The organism is Pseudomonas sp. LBUM1662 (assembly GCF_059695915.1).
This window is the reverse complement of the sequence record NZ_CP166793.1, coordinates 3,697,077-3,709,607: the sequence shown is the minus strand read 5'-3', so window position 1 is coordinate 3,709,607 and position 12,531 is coordinate 3,697,077. Positions and strand designations below refer to the sequence as shown.

The following is a 12,531-nucleotide window of genomic DNA, read 5'->3' as shown; positions in this document are numbered from 1 at the left end:
CAGCATGCGCACCGAACAACCGAAGATGATTTACCTGAAGGACTATCAGGCGCCCGAGTACCTGATCGACGAGACGCACCTGACCTTCGAGTTGTTCGAGGACCACAGCCTGGTCCATGCGCAACTGGTGATGCGCCGCAATCCCGAGCGTGGCCCGGGCCTGCCGCCGCTGGTGCTGGATGGCCAGCAACTGGAGCTGTTGACGGCCAACCTCGCCGACCGCGAACTTGGCGTCGGCGACTATGAGCTGACCGAAAATCATCTGACGCTGCAGCCGTTGAGCGAACGCTTCACGGTCGACACCAGCGTGCGCATTCACCCGGAAACCAATACCGCGCTGGAAGGCCTGTACAAATCCGGCACGATGTTCTGCACCCAGTGTGAGGCCGAAGGCTTCCGCAAGATCACCTATTACCTCGACCGCCCGGACGTGATGAGCACGTTCACCACCACGGTGGTCGCCGAGCAGCACAGCTATCCGGTGTTGTTGTCCAACGGCAACCCGATTGCCTCAGGTCCTGGCGAAGACGGCCGGCACTGGGCGACCTGGGAAGATCCGTTCAAGAAACCGGCGTACCTGTTTGCGCTGGTGGCCGGTGATTTGTGGTGCGTCGAAGACACCTTCACCACCATGAGCGAACGCTCGGTGGCGTTACGCATTTACGTCGAGCCGGAAAACATCGACAAGTGCCAGCACGCCATGAACAGCCTGAAGAAGTCGATGCGCTGGGACGAAGAGGTCTACGGTCGCGAGTACGATCTGGACATCTTCATGATCGTCGCAGTCAACGACTTCAACATGGGCGCCATGGAGAACAAGGGCCTCAACATCTTCAACTCCAGCGCCGTGCTGGCCCGCGCCGAAACCGCGACCGACGCTGCACACCAGCGTGTCGAGGCGATCGTCGCTCACGAATACTTCCACAACTGGTCGGGCAACCGCGTGACCTGCCGCGACTGGTTCCAGTTGTCGCTGAAAGAAGGCTTCACCGTGTTCCGCGATTCCGGTTTCTCCGCCGACATGAACTCGGCCACCGTGAAGCGCATCCAGGACGTGGCTTACCTGCGTACTCATCAGTTCGCAGAAGACGCAGGCCCGATGGCGCACGCCGTGCGCCCGGACAGCTTCATCGAGATTTCCAACTTCTACACCCTGACCGTGTACGAAAAGGGCTCGGAAGTAGTTGGCATGATCCACACCTTGCTTGGCGCCGAAGGCTTCCGCAAAGGCAGCGACCTGTACTTCGAACGTCATGACGGCCAGGCAGTGACCTGCGATGACTTCATCAAGGCCATGGAAGATGCCAACGGTGTCGACCTGACTCAGTTCAAACGCTGGTACAGCCAAGCCGGTACGCCGCGTCTGGCGGTGAGCGAGTCTTACGACGCCGCCGCGAAAACCTACAGCCTGACCTTCCGCCAGAGCTGCCCGGCGACCCCGGACAAGGTTGAAAAACTGCCGTTCGTGATTCCGGTTGAATTGGGCCTGCTGGATTCGAAAGGCGCGGCCATTGCGTTGCGTCTTTCCGGTGAAGACCGTGATCAGGGCACCTCGCGGGTCATTTCGGTGACCGAAGCCGAGCAGACCTTCACTTTCGTCGACATCGCAGAACAGCCACTGCCATCGTTGTTGCGCGGCTTCTCGGCACCGGTGAAGCTGAGCTTCCCGTACAACCGCGATCAACTGATGTTCCTGATGCAGCACGACAGCGACGGTTTCAACCGCTGGGATGCCGGTCAGCAATTGTCGGTGCAGGTGCTGCAAGAGCTTATCGCTCAGCAGCAGAAGGGCGAGAAGCTGGTGCTGGATCAGCGCCTGATTTCTGCCTTGCGCACCGTGCTGTCCGACGAGACGCTGGACCAGGCGATGGTGGCGGAAATGCTCTCGCTGCCGGGCGAGGCTTACCTGACTGAAATCAGCGAAGTGGCAGATGTTGATGCCATTCACATCGCTCGCGAGTTTGCTCGCAAGCAATTGGCTGACGGTCTGTTCGAGGCGTTGTGGTTGCGTTATCAGGCCAATCGCGATCTGTCGAAGAAAACCCCGTACGTGGCGGAGGCCGAGCACTTTGCACGCCGCGCCTTGCAGAACATCGCGCTGTCGTACCTGATGCTCAGCGGCAAGCCGGAAGTGTTGGCGGCGACGCTGGAACAGTTCGAAACCAGCGACAACATGACCGAGCGCCTGACGGCGTTGGCAGTGTTGGTCAACTCGCCGTTCGAAGACGAGAAGGCCAAGGCGCTGGCGAGTTTCGCCGAGCACTTCAAGGACAATCCGCTGGTCATGGATCAGTGGTTCAGCGTGCAGGCGGGCAGCACGTTGCCGGGTGGTCTGGAACGAGTCAAAGCGCTGATGCAGCATCCGGCGTTCAACATCAAGAACCCGAACAAGGTGCGGGCACTGGTTGGCGCGTTTGCCGGGCAGAACCTGATCAACTTCCATGCGGCTGATGGTTCGGGGTATCGCTTCCTGGCGGATCTGGTGATCGAGTTGAACGGGTTTAACCCGCAGATCGCTTCTCGCCAACTGGCGCCGCTGACTCGCTGGCGCAAGTATGACGACGCTCGTCAGGCGTTGATGAAAGGTGAGCTGGAGCGGATTCGTGCTTCTGGTCAGCTGTCCAGCGATGTGTTTGAAGTGGTCAGCAAAAGCCTGGCTTGAGTCTGGCGATGCTCCTGCAGGGTTCGCTTGGGCCCTGTGGGAGCTGGCTCGCCTGCGATAGCGGCCTGACTGCTGAGCAGATCAAAATCAAAAGCAAAAGCAAGGCGGGCCAAGCCCATGCGTACGCGTAAACCAACGCACACGCGTCTCCTGTAGGAGCTGTCGAGTGAAACGAGGCTGCGATCTTTTGATCTTGCCGTCGCTTTACCCGACCCAAGCAATGCGCGCATTCAGTCCCTGAAAGATCAAGATCAAAAGATCGCAGCCTCGTTTCACTCGACAGCTCCTACAGGGTAATAGGTGTGTTGGAGTGAACACGCGCCCTGAGCCAGGCCGGCCGGTAGGCCGCCTCGCGTTGCTTTTGCGGTGCACACCCCATCGAGAGGCCGAGAGGAGGTTCTGCGCAGTGGGCAACCCGGCATGGATGCCGGGTTAGCCGCCCCCGGCCATGGATGGCCGATGGCGGCGGGCCCACGGAGCAGGACCGGAGCGAGGGCATGCCGAGCTTTAGCGAGGCACCGAACGTCAGGGGCAAGAGCCCTTGGTTACTTGGGGCTTTTCCAAGTGACCCGCTGTAAGAGCGGAACCAATAGCCGCCGTTACCGCAGAAATGGATATGTCCACAAAACCCCGAACCCCGAAACCCAATCACCCCGCCTGATACCCAATCATTCACCCAAACCCCATACCCCCCAGGTTAACAAAACATAACGTGGCGTCGATTGTCAGACCTTTCCAAACCCCGATAGGATAAGCCAGCTTCCGAAGGGGCTCTAGATTGCGCATTTCAGTACTATGCTCCAGAACAGGCAATCCCGATAAGCACCCCTTACGGCGCCCTGAAAGGTTGAACGACCTAACAATAATAATGGGGGAAGGTCTATGAGTGAGCCTGTCATGGGTGTGGGTATCTGCCGCCCGCCGGCATTACGCAAATTCGCGTTGCTGGCTACAGCGCTCTCGCTGTTGGGTTGTGCCGTGCTGTCGGCACCTGCGTTGGCCGCTGCGGCGCCAGCGTCCGACATTGTTTATGCCGTTGAATCCGCCAAAGCCAGCAAAAGCCTGATGCTCGACGTCGTACACGCCGGCAAGCGCCTCGTGGCCGTCGGGGATCGCGGGCACATTCTGTATTCCGATGACCAGGGCGCCACCTGGACCCAGGCCAAGGTGCCTACCCGGCAACTGCTGACATCGGTGTTTTTCGCCGATGACAAACACGGCTGGGCCGTCGGCCACGACGCACAGATCCTCTCCAGCGAAGACGGTGGCGCGACCTGGACCAAGCAATTCGAAGACCTGAAACGCGAATCGCCGCTGCTCGACGTCTGGTTCCAGGACGTCAACAGCGGCTTTGCCGTGGGCGCTTACGGTGCGTTGCTGGCCACCACCGACGGTGGCAAGCACTGGGAAGATGCCAGCGATCGCCTCGACAACGAAGATCAGTACCACCTCAACGGCATTGCGGCGGTCAAGGATGCCGGGCTGTTCATCGTCGGCGAGCAGGGCAGCATGTTCCGCTCCGCCGACTGGGGCCAGACCTGGGAAAAGCTTGAAGGCCCGTACCAAGGTTCGCTATTCGGCGTGATCGGCACGGCTCAGGCCAACACGCTGCTGGCCTACGGGCTGCGCGGCAATCTGTTTCGCTCCACCGATTTCGGCACCACTTGGGAACCGGTCGAGCTCAAGGCTGCCCGCGGTGCGCTGGAGTTCGGTCTGTCCGGCGCAACGGTACTCGACGACGGTTCCATCGTGATCGTCGGCAACGGCGGCTCGGTGATCCGCAGCAACGACAACGGCGAAACCTTCAGCGTGTTCAACCGTCCGGATCGCATTTCCGTTTCGGCAGTGACGGCAGCAGGCAACGGCAATCTGATCCTGGCGGGACAGGGCGGCGTTCGCGTCACCTCGCCGACCGGCGCAGAGAATGGCAAAAACGGGTCGTCCAAATGAGCCGGGCAAATAATAAGAAGGCGGGTCTATGACATCCTTGAGCAGTCATCATCAAGACAAGGCGACGTTTCTTGAGCGCCTGATTTTCAACAACCGCCCGGCAGTGATCGTCATCTGCCTGCTGGTCAGCATCTTCCTGTTCTGGCAGGCGACGCTGATCCGGCCGTCCACCAGTTTCGAAAAGATGATCCCGCTTGAGCATCCATTCATTCAAAAGATGATGGAACACCGCAACGATCTGGCGAACCTGGGCAACACGGTACGCATTTCCGTTGAGGCCACCGACGGCGACATCTTCTCCAAGGAATACATGGAGACCCTGCGTCAGATCAACGACGAAGTGTTCTACATTTCCGGCGTCGACCGTTCCGGCCTCAAGTCGCTGTGGAGCCCGAGCGTACGCTGGACCGAGGTGACGGAGGAGGGCTTCGCCGGTGGCGAAGTGATCCCGCAGAGCTATAACGGGTCCCAGCAAAGCCTCGACCTGCTGCGCAACAACGTGCTCAAGTCCGGTCAGGTCGGGCGTCTGGTGGCCAACGACTTCAAGTCGAGCATCGTCGACATCCCGCTGCTGGAGTCCTACCCGGACCCGCAGGACCAGGGCAAGTTGCTGGCGCTGGACTACCGCAAGTTCTCCCACGAGCTGGAAGAAAAGATCCGCGACAAGTTTGAAGCGCAGAACCCTAACGTGCAGATTCACATCGTCGGTTTCGCCAAGAAAGTCGGCGACCTGATCGATGGCCTGGTCATGGTGGTGATGTTCTTCGGCGTCGCCTTCATCATCACTCTGATCCTGCTGTACTGGTTCACCAACTGCATGCGCAGTACCGTGGCGGTGTTGAGTACGACACTGGTGGCGGTGGTCTGGCAGTTGGGCCTGATGCACTTCTTCGGTTTCGGACTTGATCCGTATTCGATGCTGGTGCCGTTCCTGATTTTTGCCATCGGTATTTCCCACGGCGTGCAGAAGATCAACGGCATCGCCCTGCAGTCCAGTGAAGCGGACAACGCGTTGACCGCCGCACGACGCACATTCCGTCAACTGTTCCTGCCGGGGATGATCGCGATTCTGGCGGACGCGGTGGGTTTCATCACGCTGCTGATCATCGACATCGGTGTGATTCGTGAACTGGCGATCGGCGCTTCCATTGGTGTGGCGGTGATCGTGTTCACCAACCTGATCCTGCTGCCGGTGGCGATCTCCTACGTCGGCATCAGTAAACGCGCCGTCGAGCGCAGCAAGAAAGACGCACACCGCGAACACCCGTTCTGGCGCCTGCTGTCGAGCTTCGCCAGCCCGAAAGTCGCCCCGGTGTCGATCGTCCTGGCCTTGCTGGCCTTCGGTGGCGGCCTCTGGTACAGCCAGAACCTGAAGATCGGTGACCTCGATCAGGGCGCTCCCGAGTTGCGTCCGGACTCGCGTTACAACAAGGACAACAACTTCATCATCAGCAACTACTCCACCAGTTCCGACGTGTTGGTGGTGATGGTCAAGACCAAGTCCGAAGGCTGCTCGCGCTACGAAGCCATGGCGCCGATCGACGAGCTGATGTGGAAGATGCAGAACACCGAGGGCGTGCAGTCGGCGATTTCCCTGGTGACCGTATCCAAGCAGATGATCAAGGGCATGAACGAAGGCAACCTGAAATGGGAAACCCTGTCGCGCAACCCTGACGTACTGAACAACTCCATCGCCCGTGCCGATGGCCTGTACAACAACAGTTGCTCCCTGGCGCCGGTGCTGGTGTTCCTCAACGACCACAAGGCCGCCACCCTGGATCGTGCGGTGCATGCCGTGCAGGACTTCGCCAAAGAGAACAACAAAGATGGCCTGGAATTCATCCTCGCGGCGGGTAACGCCGGCATCGAGGCGGCCACCAACGAGGTGATCAAGGAATCCGAGCTGACCATCCTGATCCTCGTCTACATCTGTGTTGCGACCATGTGCATGATCACCTTCCGTTCCTGGGCGGCGACCTTGTGCATCGTGCTGCCGCTGGTGCTGACCTCGGTACTCGGCAACGCCCTGATGGCCTTCATGGGCATCGGCGTCAAAGTCGCGACTTTGCCGGTGGTGGCGCTGGGTGTGGGGATTGGCGTGGACTACGGCATCTACATCTACAGCCGTCTGGAAAGCTTCCTGCGTGCGGGCTTGCCGTTGCAAGAGGCGTACTACCAGACGCTGAAGTCCACCGGTAAAGCGGTGCTGTTCACCGGCCTGTGCCTGGCGATCGGCGTGTGCACCTGGATCTTCTCGGCCATCAAGTTCCAGGCCGACATGGGTCTGATGCTGACCTTCATGCTGCTCTGGAACATGTTCGGTGCGCTGTGGCTGCTGCCGGCACTGGCGCGGTTCCTGATCAAGCCGGAAAAGCTGGCGGGGCAGAAGGGCAACTCGCTGTTCGCTCACTGATCCCTGGCTGAAACTAAAAAGCCGCAACCCAGGTTGCGGCTTTTTTACATCCCGAATTTCACCCCAACCTTTGTAGGAGCGAGGCTTGCCCGCGAAAGCGGTGTATCAGTAGATATTACTCGTGAAGTGACGGCCTCTTCGCGGGCAAGCCTCGCTCCTACAGGGGATTGTGGTGTTTAGGAGGGATCGGTGCCGAGCACGACGTTCAGTGCGCTGCGCGCATCGTCCAGCTGCACGAGCGTCGCATGCCGCGCACCCAGCGCATCACGGTTCTCGATCGCGGTGAGAATCGCCCTGTGCCGAGGCAGTGCCAGTTCATGCAGGTTCGGCCGCTGGTTGGAATGCTTCAGCGCTTCAGCAATCGCCACCGACAGCATGTTGCACAGGTTGGCCAACAGGTCGTTGTGGGTCGCATCGGCAATGCGGCTGTGGAAATCCAGGTCCGGTTGCAACAGCGCTTCAGGCGTCGGCGCAGCTTCCATGCGCTGGTAGGCTTCGCCGATGGAGGCGATGTCGGCGTCGGTCGCGAATTGCGCGGCGAGGGCAGCGGCAGCGGGTTCGATGATAGCGCGCACACTGGTCAGCAGGTCGAAGAATTCATTCTGCGGGCTGCTTTGCATCAGCCAGTGCAGCACATCCGGATCGAGCATGTGCCATTCCTTGCGCTGCTTGACCACGGTGCCGACCCGCGGACGGGAATACACCAGGCCTTTGGCAACCAGCACGCGGGTGGCTTCGCGCAGCACCGGGCGGCTGACCGCGTACTCCTCACAGAGCAGCGCTTCGGCAGGCAGTTTGTCACACGGCTTGAAGCGCCCGGAAACAATCTGCATGCCCAGTTCCTGGACGATGCGCGAGTGCATGCTTTTGCGGTCGGAGGGTTTGCGGTAATCCATGGGGAACGGCGCGATCCTGTGCGATGGAGATGCCGCGCATGATAGCAGGCGCGGCGCGGACGGTCGCCAGAGCAAGCACGGTCCTGAATAAGATGAAGATCAAAAATGTGGGAGCGGGCTTGCTCGCGAAGGCGGTGTGTCAGTCAACAAACGTGCTGAATGCGCTACCGCTTTCGCGAGCAAGCCCGCTCCCACAGGGTTTTATGGGGTTAGTGAGAGTGGCGGGGCACTTCGGAGCCGCGGCAACCGACGAGGAAGTCGAAATCGCAACCCTGATCCGCTTGCAGTACGTGGTCGATGTACAGCTGGCGATAGCCGCCCACGATCAATTGCTGCGGCGGTTGCAGATCCGCCATGCGCGCCGCCAGTTCTGCGTCGGGGATGTCCAGGTGCAAACGCCCGTTGGCGCAATCCAGTTCAATCCAGTCGCCTTCCTTCACGGTCGCCAAAGGTCCGCCGGCCGCGGCTTCAGGCGCTACGTGCAAAACCACCGTGCCATACGCCGTGCCGCTCATGCGCGCGTCGGAAATGCGCACCATGTCCGTCACGCCCTGAGCCAGCAGCTTGGCCGGCAAGCCCATGTTGCCGACTTCAGCCATGCCCGGATAACCCTTCGGCCCGCAGTTCTTCATCACCAGAATCGAATTGGCATCGACGTCCAGTTCCGGATCGTTGATCCGTGCCTTGTACATGTCGAAGTTCTCGAACACCACCGCACGCCCGCGATGTTGCATCAGTTCGGCACTGGCGGCGGACGGCTTGAGCACCGCACCCAGTGGCGCGAGGTTGCCGCGCAACACGCAGATGCCGCCGTCGGCGCGGATCGGGTTGTCGAGGGTGCGGATCACTTCGTCCTGGCCGTAGATCGGCGCGTCCTTGGTGTTCTCGCCGAGGGTCTTGCCGTTGACGGTCAAGGCGTTCGGGTGCGGGATCAGATTGGCTTCACCGAGGCGGCGCAGCACGGCTGGCAGGCCGCCGGCGTAGTAGAACTCTTCCATCAGGAAGCGTCCGGACGGTTGCAGGTCGACGATGGTCGGCATGCCGCGCCCCATCCGGGTCCAGTCATCCAGGTCCAGCTCGACGCCGATGCGACCGGCGATGGCTTTCAAGTGGATCACGGCGTTGGTCGAGCCACCGATGGCGGCGTTCACACGGATGGCGTTCTCGAAGGCCTCCTTGGTCAGGATCTTCGACAGCCGCAGATCTTCGCGGACCATCTCCACCGCACGCATGCCGGACATGTGCGCCAACACATAACGCCGCGCATCCACCGCTGGAATTGCTGCGTTGTGGGGCAGGGACGTGCCCAGTGCTTCAGCCATGCAGGCCATGGTCGACGCGGTGCCCATGGTGTTGCAGGTGCCCGCCGAGCGGGACATGCCGCCCTCGGCCGCAAGGAAATCGTCGATGGTGATGGTGCCGGCTTTCACTTGTTCACTGAGCTGCCAGACCACGGTGCCGGAACCAATGTCCTGGCCTTTGTGCTTGCCGTTCAACATCGGCCCGCCGGTGACGACGATCGCCGGCACGTCGCAACTGGCCGCGCCCATCAACAGCGCCGGGGTGGTTTTGTCGCAACCGGTCAGCAGGACCACGCCATCGATCGGGTTGCCACGAATTGCTTCTTCAACGTCCATGCTCGCCAGGTTACGGGTGAGCATGGCGGTGGGGCGCAGGTTGGATTCGCCGTTGGAGAACACCGGGAATTCCACAGGAAAACCACCGGCCTCGATCACCCCGCGTTTGACGTGCTCCGCGATCTGGCGGAAATGCGCGTTGCACGGGGTCAGTTCCGACCAGGTGTTGCAGATGCCGATGATCGGCTTGCCATGGAACTGGTGGTCGGCGATGCCCTGATTCTTCATCCAGCTGCGGTACATGAAGCCGTTTTTGTCGGCGGTGCCAAACCATTGGGCGGAGCGCAGGTTGGGTTTCTTATCAGACATGATCGATTCTCTTATTGTATGACTATATTGTTCGAGCTAAGGCGTAACATAAGCGCAATTTCGTCTCTTTGGAAGTGTTGTTGGGTAATTAGTATTACTATATAGTCGCTTTCAACGGAGGGATGGCCCTGGCGGTTTTCCGCGAGAGGCGTCCCCCGAGGTTCTATAACAACAACAATCGGAGACCGATCTCATGAGCCAGGAACTGCGGCTTATTCGTCGCATCACGCTGAAACTGATTCCCTTCCTGATCCTGCTGTACCTGATCGCCTATGTGGATCGCTCCGCGGTAGGTTTCGCCAAGCTGCACATGGGCGCCGACATTGGCCTGGGTGATGCGGCTTACGGTCTCGGCGCAGGGTTGTTCTTCATTGGCTACTTCCTGCTGGAAATCCCCAGCAACCTGATGCTCGACCGCTTCGGCGCCCGGCGCTGGTTCGCGCGGATCATGGTCACCTGGGGCGCCATCACCATCGGCATGGCCTTCGTCCAGGGGCCGCACAGCTTCTATGTCATGCGCTTTCTGCTCGGCGCGGCCGAAGCCGGATTCTTCCCGGGCGTCCTCTACTACATCACCCAATGGTTCCCTATTCGCCATCGCGGCAAGATCCTCGGGCTGTTTATCCTGTCCCAACCCATTGCGATGATGATCACCGGCCCGGTGTCCGGCGGTTTGCTCGGCATGGACGGCATCCTCGGCCTGCACGGCTGGCAGTGGCTGTTCATCGTGATCGGCACCCCGGCGATCCTGCTGACCTGGCCGGTGTTGCGTTACCTGCCTGATGGCCCGCAACAGGTGAAATGGATGGACCAGGCCGAGAAAGACTGGCTGACCGGCGAGCTGAAAAAAGACCTCGAGGAATACGGCCAGACCCGCCACGGCAATCCGCTGCATGCCCTGAAAGACAAACGCGTGTTGCTGCTGGCGCTGTTTTATCTGCCGGTGACCTTGAGCATTTATGGCCTGGGCCTGTGGCTGCCGACGTTGATCAAACAGTTTGGCGGCACCGATCTAGTGACCGGTTTCGTGTCATCGGTGCCGTACATCTTTGGGATCATCGGTTTGCTGATCATCCCGCGCAGTTCCGACCGCTTGAATGATCGCTACGGCCACTTGGCGGTGCTTTACGTATTGGGTGCCATCGGCTTGTTCCTCAGTGCCTGGCTGACGGTGCCGGTGCTGCAACTCGCGGCGTTGTGCCTGGTGGCGTTTGCGTTGTTTTCCTGCACGGCGGTGTTCTGGACCTTGCCCGGTCGTTTCTTTGCCGGGGCGAGTGCGGCGGCGGGGATCGCGTTGATCAACTCGGTGGGCAACCTGGGTGGCTACATCGGCCCATTCGTGATCGGTGCGCTGAAGGAATACACCGGCAACCTGGCCTCGGGGCTGTATTTCCTGTCAGGGGTGATGGTGTTCGGACTGGTGTTGACGGGTGTGGTGTATCGGTTGCTGGAGCGCAAGCATGTGCTGTCGGCGGACCAGTTTGCCGCCAGTGCGCGCGGTGCGACCCGTACCTGAAGATTCACACCGATCCATTGTGGGAGCGGGCTTGCTCGCGAATGCGATTGAACATTCAGCATTGATGTTGGCTGACACACCGCCTTCGCGAGCAAGCCCGCTCCCACATTAGCTTTGCGGTGTTTTCTAGTTTTGTTTACAGGAGAAAATCCATGCGTTTAGTGCAGTTCGAACTGAGTAACGGCGAGCGTCGCGTAGGCGTCGTCGAGGAGGGGCTGATCCGCGAAGTGCAGGATGCGCGCACTGTCCGTGATCTGGCCCTGGCGGCGATCGAGGCGGGCGTCAATCTGCAGCAGCAGGTGAAAAACCTGGGCCTGGGCATCAGCCATGATTACGCAGAGCTGCTGGCCCAATTGCGAATCCTGCCACCGCTGGATCACCCGGACCCGGCGCACATGCTGGTCAGCGGCACGGGCCTTACCCATCTCGGCAGCGCTTCGGCCCGCGACAAAATGCACCAGCAGGCCGGCGACGAAGCCGCGATGACCGACACCATGCGCATTTTCAAATGGGGCGTGGAGGGCGGTAAACCGGCGGCTGGGCAAGCCGGCGTACAACCGGAGTGGTTCTACAAGGGCGACGGCAGCATCGTCGTGCGTCCGGGCCACCCGTTCCCGCTGCCGCCCTTTGCCGAAGACGCGGGTGAAGAACCCGAACTCAGTGGCCTCTACGTCATCGGCCACGACGGCAAGCCGTATCGCCTCGGATTCGCGGTGGGCAACGAGTTCTCCGACCATGTGATGGAGCGCAAGAATTACCTCTACCTGGCGCATTCAAAATTGCGCAGTTGCAGCTATGGCCCGGAACTTCGCGTCGGCGAACTGCCGCAGCATCTGGCCGGCACCAGCCGCATCCTGCGTGACGGTGAAGTGCTGTGGCAGAACGAGTTCCTCAGCGGCGAGGCCAACATGTGCCACAGCCTGGAAAACCTCGAGTACCACCATTTCAAGTACAGCCAGTTCCTGCGTCCAGGGGACGTGCACATCCACTTCTTCGGCACCGCGACCCTGTCCTTTGCCGACGGCATTCGCACCCGACCGGGTGACGTGTTCGAGATCAGTCAGGCCGAGTTCGGCGCGCCGTTGATCAACGGGATTGCACCGGTTGAAGCAGCGTTCGAGCCCGGCACCGTCGGCACCCTTTAAAGG

Annotated in this window: 7 protein-coding genes; 5 read left to right on the top strand and 2 right to left on the bottom strand. The window is 60.4% G+C overall.

Features of this window, described 5'->3' with window-relative positions:
- Positions 1-4 precede the first annotated feature (4 nt).
- The 3 genes from pepN (at position 5) to ACA049_RS16540 (ending at position 7,025) form a co-directional block, all read left to right on the top strand.
- The gene (gene pepN / locus ACA049_RS16550) at positions 5-2,662 is read left to right on the top strand and encodes an aminopeptidase N (protein ID WP_497328388.1); all 2,658 of its coding nucleotides are present in this window, start codon (positions 5-7) and stop codon (positions 2,660-2,662) included.
- Positions 2,663-3,544: 882 nt separating this feature from the next.
- The gene (locus ACA049_RS16545; RefSeq protein ID WP_497328387.1) at positions 3,545-4,612 is read left to right on the top strand and encodes a WD40/YVTN/BNR-like repeat-containing protein; all 1,068 of its coding nucleotides are present in this window, start codon (positions 3,545-3,547) and stop codon (positions 4,610-4,612) included.
- Between the two features lie 28 nt (positions 4,613-4,640).
- The gene (locus tag ACA049_RS16540; RefSeq protein ID WP_438659371.1) at positions 4,641-7,025 is read left to right on the top strand and encodes an efflux RND transporter permease subunit; all 2,385 of its coding nucleotides are present in this window, start codon (positions 4,641-4,643) and stop codon (positions 7,023-7,025) included.
- A 176-nt stretch (positions 7,026-7,201) separates the two neighbouring features.
- Here ACA049_RS16540 and ACA049_RS16535 read toward each other — a convergent pair whose 3' ends face one another.
- Entirely contained in the window at positions 7,202-7,921 is a 720-nt protein-coding gene (locus ACA049_RS16535) for a FadR/GntR family transcriptional regulator (RefSeq protein ID WP_497328386.1), read from the bottom strand.
- A gap of 209 nt (positions 7,922-8,130) precedes the next feature.
- A complete protein-coding gene (locus ACA049_RS16530) occupies positions 8,131-9,867 on the bottom strand; it encodes an IlvD/Edd family dehydratase (RefSeq protein ID WP_497328385.1) in 1,737 nt (578 codons plus the stop codon).
- A gap of 193 nt (positions 9,868-10,060) precedes the next feature.
- Between ACA049_RS16530 and ACA049_RS16525 the strand changes: the two genes are divergently transcribed.
- Complete coding sequence (locus tag ACA049_RS16525; RefSeq protein ID WP_497328384.1) at positions 10,061-11,383, top strand: MFS transporter; 1,323 nt, start codon at positions 10,061-10,063, stop codon at positions 11,381-11,383.
- A gap of 152 nt (positions 11,384-11,535) precedes the next feature.
- Complete coding sequence (araD1, locus tag ACA049_RS16520) at positions 11,536-12,528, top strand: AraD1 family protein (protein WP_497328383.1); 993 nt, start codon at positions 11,536-11,538, stop codon at positions 12,526-12,528.
- The last annotated feature ends 3 nt before the right edge of the window (positions 12,529-12,531 follow it).